The sequence below is a fragment of the Nonomuraea sp. IBHARD001 genome (genome assembly GCF_056106265.1).
The window spans coordinates 5,178,048-5,195,202 of the sequence record NZ_JBWBBW010000002.1 but is presented as its reverse complement, the minus strand read 5'-3'; the positions used below and the strand labels follow the sequence as shown (position 1 = coordinate 5,195,202).

Annotated in this window: 18 protein-coding genes; 9 read left to right on the top strand and 9 right to left on the bottom strand. The window is 72.6% G+C overall.

Annotated elements, in window-relative coordinates; translation table 11 throughout:
* Nucleotides 1-2: 2 nt before the first annotated feature.
* Nucleotides 3-782 carry a hypothetical protein gene (locus ACTWNK_RS25740; RefSeq protein ID WP_474307096.1) on the bottom strand — a complete coding sequence of 260 codons (780 nt, stop codon included), beginning with the start codon at nt 780-782 and terminating at the stop codon, nt 3-5.
* Nucleotides 783-792: 10 nt separating this feature from the next.
* Nucleotides 793-1,575: a hypothetical protein gene (locus tag ACTWNK_RS25735; protein ID WP_474307095.1), complete on the bottom strand. Its 783-nt coding sequence runs from the start codon at nt 1,573-1,575 to the stop codon at nt 793-795.
* 157 nt (nt 1,576-1,732) lie between these two features.
* Between ACTWNK_RS25735 and ACTWNK_RS25730 the strand changes: the two genes are divergently transcribed.
* The 3 genes from ACTWNK_RS25730 to ACTWNK_RS25720 are packed head-to-tail and all read left to right on the top strand — an operon-like array spanning nt 1,733 to nt 4,099.
* Nucleotides 1,733-2,269 (top strand): EF-hand domain-containing protein, encoded by a 537-nt coding sequence (locus tag ACTWNK_RS25730; protein ID WP_474307094.1) that lies wholly within the window; start codon nt 1,733-1,735, stop codon nt 2,267-2,269.
* The gene (locus ACTWNK_RS25725; protein WP_474310980.1) at nt 2,251-3,288 is read left to right on the top strand and encodes a sigma-70 family RNA polymerase sigma factor; all 1,038 of its coding nucleotides are present in this window, start codon (nt 2,251-2,253) and stop codon (nt 3,286-3,288) included. The genes ACTWNK_RS25730 and ACTWNK_RS25725 overlap by 19 nt, the downstream gene beginning before the upstream one ends.
* 34 nt (nt 3,289-3,322) lie before the next feature.
* Nucleotides 3,323-4,099: an alpha/beta fold hydrolase gene (locus tag ACTWNK_RS25720; RefSeq protein WP_474307093.1), complete on the top strand. Its 777-nt coding sequence runs from the start codon at nt 3,323-3,325 to the stop codon at nt 4,097-4,099.
* Here the strand turns inward: ACTWNK_RS25720 and ACTWNK_RS25715 are convergent.
* Nucleotides 4,081-4,962 (bottom strand): helix-turn-helix transcriptional regulator, encoded by an 882-nt coding sequence (locus tag ACTWNK_RS25715; RefSeq protein ID WP_474307092.1) that lies wholly within the window; start codon nt 4,960-4,962, stop codon nt 4,081-4,083. The two genes, ACTWNK_RS25720 and ACTWNK_RS25715, sit on opposite strands and share 19 nt — an antisense overlap.
* A 257-nt stretch (nt 4,963-5,219) precedes the next feature.
* Here ACTWNK_RS25715 and ACTWNK_RS25710 point away from each other — a divergent pair, with 257 nt between their 5' ends.
* The 3 genes from ACTWNK_RS25710 to ACTWNK_RS25700 all read left to right on the top strand — a co-directional run bounded on the left by ACTWNK_RS25710 (nt 5,220) and on the right by ACTWNK_RS25700 (nt 8,534).
* Nucleotides 5,220-5,525 (top strand): STAS domain-containing protein, encoded by a 306-nt coding sequence (locus tag ACTWNK_RS25710; RefSeq protein ID WP_474307091.1) that lies wholly within the window; start codon nt 5,220-5,222, stop codon nt 5,523-5,525.
* 118 nt (nt 5,526-5,643) lie between these two features.
* Nucleotides 5,644-7,755 carry a hypothetical protein gene (locus ACTWNK_RS25705; protein ID WP_474307090.1) on the top strand — a complete coding sequence of 704 codons (2,112 nt, stop codon included), beginning with the start codon at nt 5,644-5,646 and terminating at the stop codon, nt 7,753-7,755.
* Nucleotides 7,756-7,820: 65 nt separating this feature from the next.
* Nucleotides 7,821-8,534 (top strand): NAD-dependent epimerase/dehydratase family protein, encoded by a 714-nt coding sequence (locus tag ACTWNK_RS25700; RefSeq protein WP_474307088.1) that lies wholly within the window; start codon nt 7,821-7,823, stop codon nt 8,532-8,534.
* Here the strand turns inward: ACTWNK_RS25700 and ACTWNK_RS25695 are convergent.
* From ACTWNK_RS25695 to ACTWNK_RS25680, 4 genes are all read right to left on the bottom strand, one after another.
* Nucleotides 8,531-10,027, bottom strand: a complete 1,497-nt coding sequence (locus tag ACTWNK_RS25695) for an alpha/beta fold hydrolase (RefSeq protein ID WP_474307087.1) — start codon at nt 10,025-10,027, stop codon at nt 8,531-8,533. The two genes, ACTWNK_RS25700 and ACTWNK_RS25695, sit on opposite strands and share 4 nt — an antisense overlap.
* 103 nt (nt 10,028-10,130) lie before the next feature.
* Nucleotides 10,131-10,805 (bottom strand): response regulator, encoded by a 675-nt coding sequence (locus tag ACTWNK_RS25690; RefSeq protein WP_474307086.1) that lies wholly within the window; start codon nt 10,803-10,805, stop codon nt 10,131-10,133.
* Entirely contained in the window at nt 10,805-11,974 is a 1,170-nt protein-coding gene (locus tag ACTWNK_RS25685; protein ID WP_474307085.1) for a sensor histidine kinase, read from the bottom strand. The genes ACTWNK_RS25690 and ACTWNK_RS25685 overlap by 1 nt, the downstream gene beginning before the upstream one ends.
* 49 nt (nt 11,975-12,023) lie before the next feature.
* Nucleotides 12,024-13,022 carry an alpha/beta hydrolase family protein gene (locus ACTWNK_RS25680; protein ID WP_474307083.1) on the bottom strand — a complete coding sequence of 333 codons (999 nt, stop codon included), beginning with the start codon at nt 13,020-13,022 and terminating at the stop codon, nt 12,024-12,026.
* 52 nt (nt 13,023-13,074) lie between these two features.
* On the opposite strand from ACTWNK_RS25680, the gene ACTWNK_RS25675 reads away from it, so the two are divergent.
* Complete coding sequence (locus ACTWNK_RS25675; protein WP_474307082.1) at nt 13,075-13,965, top strand: PaaX family transcriptional regulator C-terminal domain-containing protein; 891 nt, start codon at nt 13,075-13,077, stop codon at nt 13,963-13,965.
* Here ACTWNK_RS25675 and ACTWNK_RS25670 read toward each other — a convergent pair.
* Entirely contained in the window at nt 13,931-14,164 is a 234-nt protein-coding gene (locus ACTWNK_RS25670; RefSeq protein WP_474307081.1) for a hypothetical protein, read from the bottom strand. The two genes, ACTWNK_RS25675 and ACTWNK_RS25670, sit on opposite strands and share 35 nt — an antisense overlap.
* 157 nt (nt 14,165-14,321) lie before the next feature.
* Between ACTWNK_RS25670 and ACTWNK_RS25665 the strand changes: the two genes are divergently transcribed.
* Both ACTWNK_RS25665 and ACTWNK_RS25660 read left to right on the top strand, forming a co-directional pair.
* Nucleotides 14,322-15,464 carry a sensor histidine kinase gene (locus ACTWNK_RS25665; protein WP_474307079.1) on the top strand — a complete coding sequence of 381 codons (1,143 nt, stop codon included), beginning with the start codon at nt 14,322-14,324 and terminating at the stop codon, nt 15,462-15,464.
* Nucleotides 15,461-16,147: a response regulator gene (locus ACTWNK_RS25660; protein ID WP_474307078.1), complete on the top strand. Its 687-nt coding sequence runs from the start codon at nt 15,461-15,463 to the stop codon at nt 16,145-16,147. The genes ACTWNK_RS25665 and ACTWNK_RS25660 overlap by 4 nt, the downstream gene beginning before the upstream one ends.
* Nucleotides 16,148-16,156: 9 nt before the next feature.
* Here the strand turns inward: ACTWNK_RS25660 and pip are convergent, their stop codons facing one another.
* Nucleotides 16,157-17,116 carry a prolyl aminopeptidase gene (gene pip / locus ACTWNK_RS25655; protein ID WP_474307077.1) on the bottom strand — a complete coding sequence of 320 codons (960 nt, stop codon included), beginning with the start codon at nt 17,114-17,116 and terminating at the stop codon, nt 16,157-16,159.
* Nucleotides 17,117-17,155: the final 39 nt, after the last annotated feature.

The window sequence follows — 17,155 nt, the reverse complement described above, 5'->3', positions numbered from 1 at the left end:
CGTCACCTGTGATCGGCAGGCTCGCCCGGGCGCGAGAGGGTCCCGAAGAAGATCAGCATCACGGCGGCCGGGTAGAGCAGGACGGTCGCGGCGGAGGCGAGTACCAGCCAGGCGGCCATCGGCTGTGCGGGGTCGCCGACGGTCATGGCCAGGACGCAGACGGCGAAGGCCGCCATGGTCAGGCAGGCGGCTGTGTGGCAGCCGAGCCGTACCCGCAGGATGCGCCCGCCGACGTCATGTGGGCGGGTCAGGACGACGCCGAGCAGGGCGGTGAGCATCAGGGTGCTGAGCAGCGGTGCGGTGAGCGAGGGCAGTTCCGGGCCGTTCCATCCGCCGGCGTAGGTGAGGGTGTTGAGGAGGTTGTAGGTGTAGGCGGGGTAGTAGAGCGCGCCGACGACTCCGACGCAGTAGGCGACGTGGCGCATGACGCGTTCGAGCAGGGGGCTGTGCCAGGTGTCGAACACCTCGACGGTCCAGCTGAGCGCGATGTAGGCGCACACCGCCGAGGAGCCGAACATGCCCACCGGCACGAGGGAGACCACGAAGGCGCGGGCGCAGTCGAGTTCGGCGGGTACCAGGCAGAACAGCAGTGCGCACAGGGCCTGCTGGAACATGGTGATGACCAGGTACATGACCAGGACCGGTCGGCGGGGGTTGTCCGGGCCCTGGGACAGCACGGTGATGAGGATCACGAGCAGCAGGCCGGTGATCAGCCCGGACCAGCCGGAGAAGGAGGGGGAGGCCCACTGCGGCAGGAACTGGTAGTGCGGGCAGGCCGTCATCGCGGGCCGTTCAGAACTCGGCCTGTCTGCGGCGGGGTCTGGGCAGGGTGCGTTGCAGCGAGAGCAGGGCGAGCGAGGGCATCAGCACGCAGGCGAACAGCGTCAGGTACACGCTCCACGCGGGCACGCCCGGTGTCCAGGCGTGCTCGGGCAGCGCGCACACCACGACGAAGGTGACGACGGCTCCCATGCCGGCCGCCGTGGTGGTGTAGGAGCTCTGGCGCAGCACCGCGTTGCGGCGTACCGCGCCCTTGGGCCTGGTCCGGGCCACTCCGGCCATGAGCAGCAGGAAGACCGCGACGATCGCTGTCAGGGTGATGGTGGGCGGGCGCGGCCCCCGCCAGGCGGCCACGACGGCGAGCATGTCGAGGAAGCGCAGCGCCCACAGCGCGAGCAGGGCGAAGGCGACGATCTCGGTGAGGTAGACCAGGAGTCTGCCGAGTCGTTGCAGCTCGGCGGCGCCGCCTTCGAAGATCTCCAGCAGGAGCACGATGCCGTTCCAGATGGCCATGGTGCCGATCTCCAGCATCGCGAACGCCGCCATGCCCTCGATGTGCGAGCGTACGCACACGTCTTCGCCCGAGACGATGCCGAACAGCAGGCTGGCCAGGCCGAGGACGAACAGGGCCACGGCGAACAGGGTCAGGGCCGCGACGCGGCGCCCGCCGCCGTTGTCCTGGGTGAGCAGGGTGACGATGACGGCGAGGACCAGGCCCGCGCCCACTCCCGCGTAGGTGGAGAAGGACTCGGCCGCGGAGAAGAAGCTCCACCGGGCGCCTTCGCAGATGTCCATCGGCCCCCTCATTGTCGCTCTGTGTGAACGACAGTAGGTCGCGTAACGCACTTACCTGCAGTTACTTGATGGCTACGCATAGCTGACCACCTCTATGGTCGCGGAGTGTGACGGGGGAGGATGGCGCACGTCACCCCCGGCGAAAGGCGAGTCGACGATGACCGACCTGCTCACCAGGAAGCTCAGCCTGCGCTTCCGCAAACTCGACATGGACGGCGACGGTTTCATCACCAGAAAGGACTTCGAGGTGCTGGCCGGACGGCTGTGCCATGCGGTGCGCCCGGACGCCGGGGCCCAGGCGACGATCGTGGCGGGATACCAGCGGATCTGGCACGTGCTGTCGCTCAACGCCGACATCGACTACGACGGGCGCATCGACGCCCGCGAGTTCGAGGCGGCCATGCGCGCGGGCATCCTGGCCGACGAGCGCATGTTCGAGGAGACCATCCTGCAGTTGGCGGCGACGGTGACGCGCTCGCTCGACGCCGACGGCGACGGGGTGCTGAGCTTCCCCGAGTTCGAGCGGATGACATCGGCACTCGGCGTCGACACCGAAGACGCCGAGGAGGCCTTCGACCGGCTCGACCGCGACGGCAGCGGCACCCTGTCGCCCGACGAGATCGTCTCCGGCTACCGGCAGTTCTATCTCAGCGACAACTCCCGCTCCGACGGCAACTGGCTGTTCGGCAGCTGAGAGCCGCCTCCCACCCACCCGCCCCGAGTACGCTGAAGCGCAGGCACGCGGGCGGAGGGAACGGTGTGAGCGAAGCGCTCCTGGGTGAGCACCGGGGCGACCTGACCGCCTACTGCTACCGCATGCTGGGCTCGCCTTTCGAGGCGGAGGACGCGGTGCAGGAGACGATGCTGCGCGCCTGGCGGGCCTACGACGGGTTCGACGAGGCCAAGGGGAGCATGCGGGCCTGGCTGTTCAGGATCGCGACGAACATCTGTCTCGACATGCTGAAAGGGCCGCAGCGCCGGGCCAGGGCGATGGACATGGGGCCGGCCGCGGCGGCGGGCAGCACGTTCGGGATGCCGCTGCCCGACGAGGCGTGGGTGCTGCCGACGCCGCTCGACCCGGCCTCGGAGGTCGTCAGGCGCGAGACGATCGGGCTGGCGTTCGTGGCGGCGTTGCAGCGGCTGGCGCCCAGACAGCGGGCGGTGCTGATCCTGCGCGAGGTGTTGTGCTGGCGGGCCGCCGAGGTGGCCGACCTGCTCGGCACCACGGTGGCCTCGGTCAACAGCGCCCTGCAGCGGGCCAGGGCCGTGCTGCGCGAGCACGCGCCGAGCCCGGCGGAGCCGTACCAGCCGTTGGACGCGGCGCAGCGTGACCTGCTGGCCAGGTACGTCGACGCGTTCGAGCGGTTCGACGTCGGCGCGCTGGTGGCGTTGCTGCACGAGGACGCGACGATGACGATGCCGCCTTTCGGCTGGTGGATCAGCGGCAGGGCGGACATGGAGGTGATCTGGCGGGCCTCCGGCGGGCCGTGCGCGGGGTCGCGCCTGGTGCCGGTCGAGGCCAGCGGGCTGCCCGCGTTCGGGCACTACCTGCCCGACGGCAGGGGCGGGCACCGGCTGTTCGCCCTGGTGGTGGTGGAGATCGCGGACGGCCTCATCGCCGCTCTGACGTCCTATCTGGAAAATCCTCGATTGTTCGCTCTTTTCGGCCTGCACGGCGATGAGTTGCCGCCTCCCGTCTCGTATGACCGGTAGACACCTACCGCGTCACCGAGAGGAACCATCCGTCATGACCCACCTCATCGACGTCAACGGCGTGCCCACCTGGTACGGCGAGCACGGCTCCGGCGAACCGCTGGTCCTGCTGCACGGCGGCTTCAGCGACGCGAGGGACTTCGCGGGCAACCTGGCCGCACTCGCCGACCGTTTCACCGTCTACACCCCCGAACGCCGGGGACACGGCCACACGCCCGACGTGCCCGGCCCGATCACCGTCGATCTCATGGCCGACGACACGATCGCCTTCCTCGACCAGGTCGTCGGCGGCCCCGCACGCCTGGCCGGGTACAGCTCGGGCGCGATGGTGGCGCTGGCGGTCGCCGTGCGCAGGCCCGACCTGGTGGAGAGGCTGGTGCTGGTCAGCGGGGCCTTCGGCGCTGAGGGATGGATGTTCGCGCCTTCGGGGGAGGGCGAGATGCCCGAGCACGTGGTCGCCGCCTACGCCGAGGTCTCGCCCGACGGGCGCGAGCACTTCCCCGTCGTCGTCGCCAAGGTCGTGGCCGGCGTCGCGGCGGGCGGGGCGGTGGCCACGCCCGACCAGCTCGCGGCGATCGCCGTACGCACCCTGGTCGTGGCCGCCGACGACGACATCGTGCACCTGGAGCACACGCTGGCGATGTACCGGGCGATCCCGGCGTCCGAGCTGGCCGTCGTGCCCGGCACCTCGCACGTGCTGCTGCACGAGAAGCCCGATCTCTGCGCCCGGCTGGTCGGCGAGTTCCTGACCGGTGAGGCCACGCCGACCTACATCCCGATCCGGCGGGCCGCTCAGGTGACGAGCGTCTGACGGGGTGAGCGGCCGTAGGCCCGGCGGTAGGCGGCGGCGAAGCGGCCCTGGTGGTCGAAGCCCCAGCGCAGTGCGATGCCGGTGACCGAGTCGCCGCGCCCGGCGTCGGCCGCGACCAGCTCACGGTGCGCGCCTTCGAGCCTGGCCCGGCGCAGGTACGCCGTCGGCGTCGTGTCCAGGTGGCGGCGGAAGGCCAGCTGCAGGGCCCGGGGCGTCACGTGCGCCGCCTCGGCGATCTCGCTCAGGCCGATCGGCCGTGCGGCGTGCGCGTCGATGAAGTCGAGTGCGCGCTGCAGCGAGGCGGGCGAGGCCGCCGCCTGCTCGTCGCCGGGCCCGCGCAGCACCGTGTTGGGGAAGGTGATGAGCAGGCTCGCCCCCAGCATCCGGGCGGCGCTGTCGAGCAGCATCGGATGGGCGCGCGACTCCGGATCGCTCAGGTAGTGGTCGGTCAGGAACCCGGCCAGCCCCGCGCACCGCCTGGCCGTGGCCGCCGAGATCGGCCGGTACCCGGTGAAGCGGGGCGGCCCGCCGCTCCCGCCGGGCGTGTCGGCGGCCAGGTCGGTGAGCACGGCCTGGTCGATGCTCAGCAGCTGCACACTGACCCGGTCGCAGCGCACGGTGTAGGGCCGGTCGGGCGCGGCGACCAGGAACACGTCGCCCGGCTCGGCGCTGATGCTCTCGCCCGCGGTGTCACGCTCGATGCGTCCTTCGAGCACGTGGGCGAGCACGAGCCTGCCGGGCGGCTCGGCGTGGTGCTCGACGGCCGCGTCGAGCGTCACGGTCGAGGTGCTGAGCCTGGCGGATTCGACCGGGCCGAACCATCCGCCGCCTCGGGGGATCGACGTTGTCGGCTGTCCTGACATCGGCTTGCCCTTTCGTGTGGCGTACGGGCACGGAGTGTCACGGGGGTAACGCGTACGGCGATGCTCTCGTCTGTGGAAGGTCGGCTACCCACCGCGTGAGGGGGAAAACAGGGGCGCGTCCTTCGTTTCGTGGCTACTGGGGGCCTTCCTGTTCGCGTGACGGCTTTCGAGGGGCGGCGGGACGCGGCGACACTGGTGACGAAGCCCCTGATCGGGCACGCCCAGGCGAGCATCCGAGCCCTGGGAGGACCTCCAGGATGACGACCGACACCACCGCACTCGTCCTACGTTTCTCCTGCCGCGTCGTCGGCGGGCGCCCGGGATGGGTGACCGTCCGGGCCTCCGGAGAGCTCGACTCGCTCACCGCCCCCCTGCTCGCGGGCGTGCTGCAGCCGCATCTGCGCGACCGAGTGGCCGTCGACCTGGCGCGGGTGGACTTCATCGACTGCGCCGGGCTGCGGGTGCTGGTCCGTGCGCTGCAGTGCGCGCCGGAGTTCCGGCTGATCTCGCCCAGCAGGGCCGTACGCCGGTTGATCTCGCTCGTCGGGGCCGACTTCGGCTGACGGGAATCCGCATCGCACCGTGATGACCTGGGCATATCCGTTGATGAAGATCCAGCTGTGACCCTTTGCGGTCGGGCTCATCCATATTCGGGGGATACGCATGAAACAAGGACGCTCCATGTCGTCCTGGTCCGCGCGGCGGACTCTGGCAGGGGCACTGGCGGCCTGTGCCGTCGTGGCGGGGGCCGTCGCAACGGCGCCGTCGGCCTCGGCCTCCACACTCGTCGACGAGACGTTCGCCGGTGCCTCACTGTCCAACCCGGCGGTCTGGAAGGCGGCCAGCCCCGCCGGAGGCCAGGACCGGCCGTGCCTGACGGCGGCCTCGGTCCAGGTGGCGCTGCCGGGGATCGGCGCGTGTCTGCAGGGCCAGGCCGACCAGCCGGGCGAAGGCGTCTTCCGGCTGACGGACGCCTCCTTCTACAACGCGGGCGCCCTGCTGCTGAACAAGGCGATTCCCTCGAACAGGGGCCTGACGTTCGAGTTCGACACCTACCAGTGGGGCGGCACCAGCCTGACCGACAAGGCGGGCACCCGCTGGGCCGACGGCATCTCCTTCTACGTGCTCGACGGCGCGCAGACCGACCTCACGCCCGGCGAGGTCGGCGGCGCGCTCGGGTACAAGGGGCTCAAGGGCGCCTTCGTCGGCGTCGGCTTCGACACCTTCGGCAACTTCTCCACCGGCATCGGCGGCTCGGGCGGCCCCGGCCTCAGGCCCGAGTCGGTCGTCGTACGCGGCTCGGAGTCGAGCGGGTACGGATACATCGAGGGCAAGAGCCTCGACCTGGCAGGCGGCCAGGAGCTCGGTGCGGCCAAGCGGCCCTCCTCCAAGCGGCACGTGGTCATCGACATCACGCCCAAGCGCCTGATGAACGTCTTCATCAGGTTCGCCGACGGTGCTCCGCTCGTCCCCATGGTCGAGGGGCTCGACCTGACGAAGCTGCCCAACCAGGCGCCGCTGCCCGACACCATCAAGGTAGGCTGGGCGGCGTCGTCGGGCGCGGCGAGCGACTTCCACGAGATCAGCGGCTTCAAGGCGCGCACGCTCGACGCCGACGCCGCACTCGCCATCTCCAACGACGGCCCCTGGCAGGCGGGCGCGACGGGCTCGTACACGCTGGACGTCTCGGCGTCGGAGCGGTTCGGGTTCATCGACGACCCGCTGAAGCTGGAGTTCGACGTCCCGGCGGGCCTCACGCCGAGCGCCGCCGCCGGTGACGGCTGGACGTGTGCGGTGCAGGGGCAGAAGGTCACCTGTGACCGCCCGGCCGGGTCCATCGCGCCCGGCACGCACGCGCCGCCGGTCAAGGTCGAGGTGGCCGTGGCCAAGGACACGACCGGCACCGTGACCGCCACGGGTACGGTCACCCAGGTGTCGACGGTCTCGGGCGGCATCGAGGTCAACCCCGAGGACAACGTGGCCACCAGCGACGCCCAGGTGACGGCCCCGCCGCTGCCCGGTCCCGACCTGAGCCAGACCGTCGGCGGTGACACCACGCTGGTCCCCGGCACGTCCGGCACGGTCACGGTGACGACCGTGAACGCCGAGGGCTCCGGCCCGACGACCGGCCCGATCACCTCGACCTACACCGTGCCCGACGCCCTGCAGATCACCGGCGCCGGCGGCGACGGCTGGACCTGCACCGTGCTCGGCCAGACCGTCACCTGCACCCGCACCGACCCCCTGCCCGGCGGCCAGTCCGCACCTCCGGTCACGATCGGCGTCACCCTGCCCGCCGACGCGCCCGCCGGAGCGCTGACCGCCACCGCCACGGTCGACACGACCGGCGACACCGACCCGACCAACAACACCACCATCGGCACCATCGGCGTCAGCGCCCCCGACGGGCAACTGTCGGTCAAGCTCACCTCCACGCCCAGCCCGTACACGCCGGGCAAGCCGTTCACCTACCTGCTCACCGTCGCCAACACCGGCACCATCGGCGTCAGCGGCGCCAAGCTGACCGCCGACTGGCCCATGCCGTGGGAGCGCGTCAAGTGGACCTGCACCAGCACCGGCGGCGCCTGCCCGGCCGCGAGCGGCGTCGGTGACCTCGACCAGCTCATCGCGCTCAGCGCCGGAGGCACGATGACCTTCAAGATCACCTGCCTCATGCCCAAGCACGCCGCCGACGCCTACACCGCCACCGCCGCCCTCCAGGCCAACGGCACCAACTGCACCCAGGCCTGCCAGGTGAGCGACACCAACGCGCTCGCTCTGCGCACGCCGTGACACCGGGGGCGCGACGCCGCACCGGCGTCGCGCCCCATCGGGCCGCGGGTGTGGGAGGCTGGAGCATGCGCGTGCTGGTGACAGGCGGATCGGGCGACGTGGCCACCATGGTGCTGCCCTACCTCGCCGGACGACATGACATCCGTGTGCTCGACCCGCGACCGCCCGCCGACGGCGTCGAGCACGTCCAGGGCGGTGTGACCGACCCGGAGGCGCTGGCCAGGGCCGCCCGCGACCAGGACGCCCTGCTCTATCTGGCGATGGGACCCAAGCACGGCAGCCCCGCCGACCCGGCCTGGGCCGCCGCCCACTTCGCGGTCAATGTGACCGGCCCGTACCTCACCCTGAAGGCCTGCGCGCTGGCGGGTGTGCGGCGAGTGGTCTACGCCAGCAGCATGTCGGTCTTCCACGACTACGCCTCCCGCGACTACGGCACCGGCCCCCAGCCGGACGCCATGGACCCCTACGGCCTGACCAAGCGCCTGGGCGAGCAGGTGTTCGAGGCGGGCGCCCGCGAGCACGGCCTGCCGGTCACCGCGTTGCGCCTGGTCGCGCCGGTGCCGGACGAGGAGTGGCCCGGCTACCGCGGCGTGCACGGCAGCGGCGCGACGGCGGCGTCGGACGTGGCGGCCGCCTTCCTGGCCGCGCTCGACAGGGACGAGCCCGGTTTCGCCGCCTACACGATCGCGGGCGACCACGAACGCCGCGTCCTGGACTGGACCCCGGCCCACACCGACCTCGGCTGGGAGCCGAAGGCCAGGCGAGGCCCGTCGGCTTAGTGCCCGGCCGCGGGGCAGGACGTGGCGCGTGCGGGCACGGTGCCGTTGAGCAGGAAGCCCTCGACCACCCCGGTGACGCAGGCTCCGCCCGCCGGATAGGCCCCGTGCAGATCGCCCTGGTAGGTGAGCCGCACGGCCGTCCGCAGCATCCCGGCCAGTGCCGTCGCCCCGGCGGCGGGTGCGGCCAGGTCGTGTGCGGAGTTGATCACGAGGATCGGCGAGGCGCCCCGGTGGTCGACCCTGGAGCCCTCGGGGTCGACCGGCACCGGCCAGACCGAGCACACGGGCACCATGAACCCCGAGGCCGTGCTGAACGGCCCGAACACCGGCGACACCCGCGTGAGCCCGGCCTCGGCCGAGGCCAGGCCGGCGACCGGCACGCGCTTCCTGTCCAGGCAGTACACGGCGTTGTTGTACAGCGAGGAGGTGTGCACGCTGGTGAGGTCGGAGTAGCGGCCCTTGGCGTCCCTGCCGGTGTAGGCGTCGGCCACCGCCAGCAGCAGTTCGCCCTCTCCCTTGATCGCCCCGGCGAGCACCGTCTCCAGGTCCTCGTAGGCGTCGGGCACCAGGGCGATCTCCAGGGCGGCGCGGGCGAGCCCGGCCGAGAGCTCCCGGCCGCCGACCTTGATCGGCCGCTCGCCCAGCCGCTCGAACAGACCCCGGACGGCGGCGTCGGCGCTCGCCACGTCCTTGCCGAGCGCGCAGCCGCCCTTGACGCAGGCGGCGAGGAAGTCCTCGTACGCCTTCTGTCCGGCCGCGGCGACCTCCCTGCTGACCTCCAGCGAGCCCTGGCGCGGGTCGAGCGCCGCGTCCAGCACCATACGGCCGACGCGCTGCGGGAACAGCGTGGCATAGACGCCGCCGAGCACACTGCCGTAGGACAGGGCGTAGTAGTTCAGCCTGTCCTGGCCGAGCGCCGCCCTGATCCGGTCGAGGTCGCGCGCCGTGTCGGCGGTGCCGGTGTGCGGCAGGTAGCGTCCGGATTTTCGGGCGCACCCGTCGGCGAACGTCCTGGCCGCGCGCAGCAGGGCGGCCTTGCCCGCACGGTCCTGGAGCCCTGGCCTGACGGCGAACAGGCGGTCGGTCTGCCGGTCGGACAGGCAGGCCACGGGAATGGTCGAGCCGGAGCCGCGCGGGTCGAAGCCGATCAGGTCGTGGCTCTGGCGCAGCGCGGCGAAACGCGAGTGCTGCAGGGCCAGGTTCAGCACGCCCCTGCCGCCGCCGCCGAAGTTGAGCACGATCGAGCTCTTGCGCTTGCCCGTCGCCTTCGCCCGGACCAGGGCGACCTGGATGCGTTCGCCCGACGGCCTGGCGTGGTCGAGCGGCACGCTCAGCCTGCCGCAGTCCAGGCCCGTGACGGGCACGCTCGGCGGCAGGTCCGTGCACGGGCCCCAGGCGATGGCGGGAGCGGGCGCGGCCTGTGCCGTACCCGTGAGGAGGAAGGCGGCGGCCAGGGCCGCCGCGGTGAGGGGGCTGACGGTTTTCGATGCCATGATCCGAGCCTTCCAGTGGGATTCGCCCGGTTCGTCGTGTGCGGGGACGAACTCGCGCGGGGCCGCTCATGCCCGTGAGGTACGCCCCTGGGCGTACCTCCGATCACCTTCGGTCGGAGGGGACGACCAGGCCGCACTCGTAGGCGATGATCACCAGCTGGGCGCGGTCGTGCGCGCCGAGCTTGGCCAGCATGCGGCGGATGTGGGTCTTGATCGTGGCCATGCCGACGCCGATCGCGTCGGCGATCTCCTGGTTGGCCAGGCCGCGCGCCACCAGCAGCAGCACCTCGCGCTCGCGGTGGGTGAGCCCGGCCAGGTCGGCCAGCGGCGGCACGCCGGGGTCCAGGCGTCTGGCGAACTCGGCGATGAGCCGCCTGGTGACGACCGGCGACAGCTGGGCCTGGCCCTCGCCGACCACGCGCAGCGCGGCCAGCAGCTCCTCCGGCGGCGTGTCCTTGAGCAGGAAGCCGCTGGCACCCGCCCGCAGTGCGGCGTACACGTACTCGTCGAGGTCGAAGGAGGTGAGCACGAGCACGCGCGTGCCCGAGGTGAGCGGCGAGGCGCAGATGCGCTCGGTGGCATCGAGGCCGCTCTGCCCCGGCATCCGCACGTCCATGAGCACGATGTCGGGCCGCAGCTTCTCGGCCAGCGCCACCGCCTGCGCGCCGTCGGCCGCCTCGCCGACCGTGACCAGGTCGGGCGAGCTGTCGATGAGCATCCTGAACGCCACCCGCAGCAGTTCCTCGTCGTCGGCGACCAGCACGGTGCGCCGCTCCATCACGCCTCCCGCACCGGCAGCACGGCATGCACGACGAAGCCGCCCCCGGCGTGCGGACCGGCGGCCAGCGTGCCGCCCAGCAGCGAGACGCGCTCGCGCATCCCGGCCAGGCCGTGCCCGCCCCGAGGCGCAACGCGCGTGCGCGCCGCGGTGTCGCCCGGCCCCTCGTCGTGCACGCGGACGTCGAGGCCGCCGCGCTCGTCGGCCTCGACGCGGACCAGGCATCGGGTGGGGGCGGCGTGCTTGACCACGTTCGTGAGCCCTTCCTGGACCAGCCGGTAGACGGTGATGCCCACCGCGTCGGGCGCCCTGAGCCCGGAGGCGACGCGCAGGTCGACCTCGACCCCGGCCTCACGTGCCTGCTCGGCCAGGTCGCCGAGCGAGGCCAGGCCGGGCACGCCGGGCGCGTGCCGCGTTCCGGCGCCGTCGCGGCGCAGGTCGCCGAGCAGGTGGCGCATGTCGGCCAGGCCCGCCCTGCCGCTCTCCTCGATGACGGCCAGCGCCCTTCCGGCCTCCTCCGGATTGCTTCCGGCCAGGTGCCTGGCCACCGAGGCGCGTACGGTGATGACGCTCATCCGGTGGGCGAGGCTGTCGTGCAGGTCGCGGGCGATGCGCAGCCGTTCGCGCAGCACGGCCTCGTCCGCCGCCTGGGCCGCCAGACGCATCGCCTGGATGCGCCGCTCGCGCAGCGAAAGCCCGGTCACCCACTCGGCGACGAGCACCATCCAGAAGAACGCGACGACCAGGGCCGCCCCGCCCTCGGGTTCCGGCCCGTAGGCCACACCGGCGCCGATCCCGGCCAGCGCCAGGACGAGCGCGCCCACGCCCAGCGCCCGCCGCTCCAGCTTGGCCACCGAGTAGACGGCGATCCCGATGGCCATCGGCTGGTACCAGAAGTACGGCTCGATGTCCTGGACGGGCTGCGGTGCGCCCACCGCGAGCGAGGCCACCGCCACGCCCGTCACCACCGCGAACACCGGCACCGGCCACCGCCTGCGCACGACCAGCGGCCCGAGCGCCCCCAGGACGTACGGCAGCGCCTCGGCGTCCCCCTTCAGCACAGCGGCGACGCACATCACCCCGCCCAGCAGGGCGATCGCCACGGCGTCGACGGCGGGCCGCCTGCCGGGCGCCACCCGCCCGACCAGCAGCAGCGGCTTGTCCTCCATGCTCGGACGCTATCGCCGCAGGCCGGGGCCGCGAATCAGCCGAAAGTAGCTATCGCGGGTCGGCGAGGCCGCGCAGGAAGTCCCGCTGGCCGCTCAGGAAGCCGTCGGCGAACAGCGACCTGGGCGCGGCCAGCCCGACCACGAGGGTCAGGAACTCGGAGTCGTCCACCGCTATGTGGAGCATCGCGTGGGAGGCGTCGGGAAGGCGCGTCACGCGCAGCAGTCCGCCGCCGCCGAGCTTGTCGCGGTAGACGCGCTCGGTCTCGGCGACGTCGACATTGCGGTCGTGCCCGGCCAGCACCAGCAGGACGGGCATGCGCAGGGCGGCCAGGTCGCCGGTGGCGTCGGCGGTGTGGTTCTTGACGATGAAGCGCCATCGGGCGGCCGTGATCTCGGCCGGGTCGCCGCCGGACGCGAGGTAGTCCTCGTGGGAGGCGCCCTCGCGCAGCAGCCGCCTGGTCGTGTCGCTGCGGGCGATCGCCTGGCGGGTGCGTTCGGCGCTCGCGCCTTCGGCCTTCAGCTCGGCCAGCAGGTTGTAGCGGCCCTGGCGCATCCAGTTGATCGCGGGGGAGACCGCGATGACGAACGCCAGGCCGGGCTCGGCCTGGGCGACCTTGGGCAGTACCCAACCGGCCTGGCTGGCCCCCCACAGCCCGATCCGGCGCGCGTCGATGCCCTGCCTGCCCTTGGCCCAGCGCACGGCCGCGGCCGTCTCGGCGGCGCGGTCGGCCATGCTCTGCTCCAGCCAGTCGGCCGGTTTGTCCCAGGACAGGGAGGCGTAGCCCGCCTTGGCGAGCTCCTCCCAGATCGGCCGGTAGAAGGAGTCGTGCGTGGCGTCGATCCACGTGTCGCCGTGCACGAACACCACCAGCCCGTACGGCCCGCGCCCGCCGGTCGGCCAGGCGAGGACGCCGTTCAGCGGCTGGGCGCCCCCGGTGACGGTGACGCGCTCCTCACGCAGGTCGAACTCGGCCGCGTACACCACCCACAGGCCCGCACCGGCCACGACGAGCACCACGGCCAGCACGGCGACCATCCATCTCCGCATGACACACCCCCAGAACTATCGTTTTCCATACGACCGTACTAGAATTGAACGCATGCGGATAGACGTCCCCACCAGAACCCTCGTCGAGGCCCTCGTCCGGCCGGACGGCACGATCGAGGCCGGCGAGCTCTATGCCGTCGGCGACGCGCTCGGCATGAGCGACCAGCAGGTCAGGTTGTGTGTCAAGCGCCTGGTCGCGGCCGGGGAGCTCACCCAGGAGGGCCGAGGGCGGCAGGCCGTGCTGCGGGCGGGCGAGGGGCTTCGGGCGGCGCTCGCGCCCGATGTGGAGTTCGTCAGGTTCGCCTACCTGCGCGATCGGGGGCTGCTGCCGTGGGACGGCGTGTGGCACCTGGTGGCGTTCGCCGTGCCCGAAACGGCCAGACAGGCCCGCGACGCGCTGCGCGACGCCATCGTGCGGCTGGGCGGAGCCGCCCTGCACGGCGGGCTCTACGTCTCGGCCAACGCCTGGGAGGAGCTCGTCGAGGCCGAGGCGTCCGAGCTCGGCGTGCTCGCCCACCTGACCTTCCTCACCAGCCGTGACCTGCGCGTCGGCGGCACGACCGACCCGAGGCTGCTGGCGGCGGCGCTGTGGCCGCTGGATCGCCTCGCCGAAGGCCACGAACGGCTGGCCGAGCTCGCCGGGCAACGGCTGGCCACGCTCACCGAGGCCGCGCCGGGCCCTTCGCACGCCGAACGGCTGACGGTCGCGGTCGAGCTGGCCACCGCGTTCACCAGGGCGATGGAGCCCGACCCGCTGCTGCCGCCCGAGCTGCTGCCCGACCCGTGGCCCGGCGCGGGGGCCCGCGCCCTCATGGCCGCTTGCTGGGCCGAGCTCGGCCTGACCGGGGAGCGGCCCCGCGTGTTCGGCCTCTACGCCGAGGCGATGCGCCAGGGCGCCGAGCCCGGCCTCACGCCGACTGGCGCAGACCGCCGGACGCGATGAGCACGGCGGCGCCGAGCAGGGCCAGGCCCAGGTTCGCATGCACCTCGTACCCGGCCAGCGCGTCCACCTTCTCGGCCACCAGCCGGTTGAACAGGTTGAGGAACAGGCCGAACACCGGCTGGTGTCCCAGATGGTCGATGGTCCCGCTGACGCCCTGGAGAATCAGGACGATCCCCGTCAGCTGCATGGCTTTGCGCATGCTCCGACGCTAGGAAGCACGGCCGGGGCGAGGCATCGGCCGGAGGGAGCCCCGGCGCCGACCTAGGTCGCGACCGAAGGACATGCGTGCGCGACTTAGGTATGGCCAGGCCGCACGCGCGCTCACACCGGCCGCGACGGTGGGTAAGGTCGGCCTGGTGAGAGCCAACGCGACCCGGCGAAGCCTGCGCGACTGGCTGGTCGACATCGTCATGTTCCTGCTCGCCGCGCTGATGGGGCTCGTCCTCATCGGCATACGCATCGAGGAGGGCACGCTGCCCGCGGGCGGCGTCCTCGCACTCGACCAGCTCGCCGCCGCCGTCGGCTGCGCCGCACTGTGGCTGCGCAGGCGCTGGCCGGTCGGGCTGGCGGTCGCGCTGATCGTCATGTCGACGTTCTCCGAGCTGGTCTCGGGGGCGATGCTGCTGGCGCTGTTCACGGTCGCGGTGCACAGGCCGCTGCGCACGACGGGAGCCGTCTACGCGCTGAGCCTGCTGTCGGCCGTCACCTACTCGCATCTGCGGCCGGAGCCTGAGGTGCCCGGCTATGTGAACGTGGCGCTCGGCGTCGCGATCCAGAGCGCCGTCGTCGGGTGGGGCCTGTTCGTCCAGCATCGGCGTCAGCTCGTGGAGTCGTTGCGCGAGCGCGCGGTCAGGGCGGAGGCCGAGGCGCGGCTGCGGGCCGAACAGGCCCAGCTGCGCGCCCGCGAGGACATCGCCAGGGAGATGCACGACGTGCTCGGCCACCGCCTGTCGCTGCTGAGCGTGCACGCGGGCGCCCTGGAGTTCAGGCCCGACGCCCCCGCCGCCGACATCGCGAACGCCGCCCAGGTCATCAGGCAGAGCGCGCACCAGGCGCTGCAGGACCTGCGCGAGGTGATCGGCGTCCTGCGCGCCCCCGACGGCGAGCTGCCCCAGCCGACCCTGGCCGACGTCAGGCAGCTCGTCGCCGAGTCCGTGCGCGCCGGGATGCATGTCGACCTGCGCACCTCGGTGTCGGCCGAAGCCCCCGAACTGATTGGCCGTACGGCCTACCGGATCGTGCAGGAGGCGCTGACCAACGCACGCAAGCACGCGCCGGGCGGGGCGGTCGCGGTCGAGCTGGCGGGCGGGCCTGGCGAGGGGCTGAGCGTCGAGGTCGCCAACACCGCGCCCGGACGCGAGCTCGCGGCGAGCCCCGGCGCCGGGCAGGGGCTGATCGGCCTGACCGAGCGGGTGACGCTGGCCGACGGGCGGCTGACGCACGGCCCGGCCGAGGGGGGCGGCTGGCGGCTCGCGGCCTGGCTACCCTGGCCGTCATGACCCTTCCCGAGCCCGAGCCGATCGGCGTGCTCATCGTCGACGACGACCCCCTGCTGCGTGCGGGCCTGCGCATGATGCTGGGCGGCGCGCCCGACATCCGCGTCGTCGGCGAGGCGGGCGACGGCGGCGAGGTGCCCGACCTGGTCCGCAGACACGCGCCCGACGTGGTGCTGATGGACATCAGGATGCCCGGCGTCGACGGCCTGGCCGCCACCGAGGCGTTGCGCGCCTCGGCGCACGCGCCCGAGGTGATCGTGCTGACCACGTTCGACGCCGACGAGCACGTCCTGCGGGCGTTGCGGGCGGGCGCGGCCGGGTTCGTGCTCAAGGACACGCCGCCCGCCGAGATCGTCACCGCCGTGCGTCAGGTCGCGGCCGGACTGCCCGTGCTGTCGCCAGCCGTGACCAGACGGCTCATCGCCAGGGTCGCCGACGCGGGCCACGACCTGCGCAGCACCCGGGCCAGAGGGCGGCTCGCCCTGCTCAACGAGCGCGAGCGCGAGGTCGCCGTCGCGGTGGGAGAAGGGCGCTCCAACGCCCAGATCGCGGCCGTGCTGTACCTGAGCGTGCCGACCATCAAGACACACGTGTCGAGCATCCTGACCAAGCTCGGCCTGAACAACCGCGTCCAGATCGCCCTGCTCGTGCACGACGCGGGCCTGCTGCCGGACGCGGGGGAGTAGGCGCGGCGCTCACCGCTCGGCGAAGGCGTCGACGGCCTCCATCAGGGCCGTGCGCATCGTGGCGCTGCCCGTGTGCCCGGAGTCGCCGATCACCACGAGCCTGGCGTCCGGCCAGGCCTGGGCCAGCTCCCACGCGGTGCCGACGGGCGAGCCCATGTCGAGGCGGCCGTGCACGAGCACACCCGGGATACCGGCCAGCCTGCCCGCCTCGCGCAGCAGCACGCCGTCCTCCAGCCAGGCGGCGTTGGCGAAGTACCGTGTGGTGATCCGGACGAAGGCCAGCGCCGCGTCCGGCGGCCTGTCGCCGTAGGCGCCCGGGTTGCCGTTGCTCTCCTGGGAGATGACGGCGTCCTCCCAGGCCAGCCAGTCGCGTGCCGCCTGCTCGCGGATGCGGGCGTGCGGGCTCTCCATGAGGTCGGCATAGGCGGCGACCAGGCCGTCGTCCGGCGTTCCCGGCGGCGCGGCGGCCCGGAACGCCGCCCACGCCTCGGGGAAGAACCTGGCCACGCCGCGATACAGCCAGTCGACCTCGCGCGGGCGTGTCATCGTGACACCGGGGATGACGATCTCCGAGACGCGCTCCGGGTGGCGCTCGGCGTAGGCGAGGATCAGCGTGGAGCCCCACGATCCGCCGTACAGCAGCCAGCGGTCGACGCCGAGGTGCTCGCGCAGGCGTTCCATGTCGGCCAGCAGGTGTTCGGTGGTGTTCAGGCTCATGTCGGCGGCCGGGTCGCTCGCATGCGGCGTGCTGCGGCCGCAGTTGCGCTGGTCGAACAGGATGGCGCGGTAGCGGGCCGGGTCGAACGTCCTGCGCATCCCGGTCGAGCACCCGGAGCCCGGCCCGCCGTGCACGACCAGCGCCGCCTTGCCCTCCGGGTTGCCGCAGGCCTCCCAGTAGACGAGGTTGCCGTCGCCGGTGTCGAGCATGCCGTGCTCGTAGGGCTCGATCGGCGGATAAGGTTCTCTCACGATGTGCTCCCCCAGACGTGTGCCGCCCGGCCATACCCC

Bases quoted from the DNA above. Each gene is read 5' to 3' on its own strand.
- ACTWNK_RS25740 (WP_474307096.1), bottom strand. From the start codon at position 782: ATGACGGCCTGCCCGCACTACCAGTTCCTGCCGCAGTGGGCCTCCCCC.
- ACTWNK_RS25660 (WP_474307078.1), top strand. From the start codon at position 15,461: ATGACCCTTCCCGAGCCCGAGCCGATCGGCGTGCTCATCGTCGACGAC.
- ACTWNK_RS25720 (WP_474307093.1), top strand. From the start codon at position 3,323: ATGACCCACCTCATCGACGTCAACGGCGTGCCCACCTGGTACGGCGAG.
- ACTWNK_RS25670 (WP_474307081.1), bottom strand. From the start codon at position 14,164: ATGCGCAAAGCCATGCAGCTGACGGGGATCGTCCTGATTCTCCAGGGC.
- ACTWNK_RS25675 (WP_474307082.1), top strand. From the start codon at position 13,075: ATGCGGATAGACGTCCCCACCAGAACCCTCGTCGAGGCCCTCGTCCGG.
- ACTWNK_RS25700 (WP_474307088.1), top strand. From the start codon at position 7,821: ATGCGCGTGCTGGTGACAGGCGGATCGGGCGACGTGGCCACCATGGTG.
- ACTWNK_RS25710 (WP_474307091.1), top strand. From the start codon at position 5,220: ATGACGACCGACACCACCGCACTCGTCCTACGTTTCTCCTGCCGCGTC.
- ACTWNK_RS25730 (WP_474307094.1), top strand. From the start codon at position 1,733: ATGACCGACCTGCTCACCAGGAAGCTCAGCCTGCGCTTCCGCAAACTC.
- ACTWNK_RS25695 (WP_474307087.1), bottom strand. From the start codon at position 10,027: ATGGCATCGAAAACCGTCAGCCCCCTCACCGCGGCGGCCCTGGCCGCC.
- ACTWNK_RS25685 (WP_474307085.1), bottom strand. From the start codon at position 11,974: ATGGAGGACAAGCCGCTGCTGCTGGTCGGGCGGGTGGCGCCCGGCAGG.
- ACTWNK_RS25680 (WP_474307083.1), bottom strand. From the start codon at position 13,022: ATGCGGAGATGGATGGTCGCCGTGCTGGCCGTGGTGCTCGTCGTGGCC.
- ACTWNK_RS25705 (WP_474307090.1), top strand. From the start codon at position 5,644: ATGTCGTCCTGGTCCGCGCGGCGGACTCTGGCAGGGGCACTGGCGGCC.
- ACTWNK_RS25735 (WP_474307095.1), bottom strand. From the start codon at position 1,575: ATGGACATCTGCGAAGGCGCCCGGTGGAGCTTCTTCTCCGCGGCCGAG.
- ACTWNK_RS25715 (WP_474307092.1), bottom strand. From the start codon at position 4,962: ATGTCAGGACAGCCGACAACGTCGATCCCCCGAGGCGGCGGATGGTTC.
- ACTWNK_RS25690 (WP_474307086.1), bottom strand. From the start codon at position 10,805: ATGGAGCGGCGCACCGTGCTGGTCGCCGACGACGAGGAACTGCTGCGG.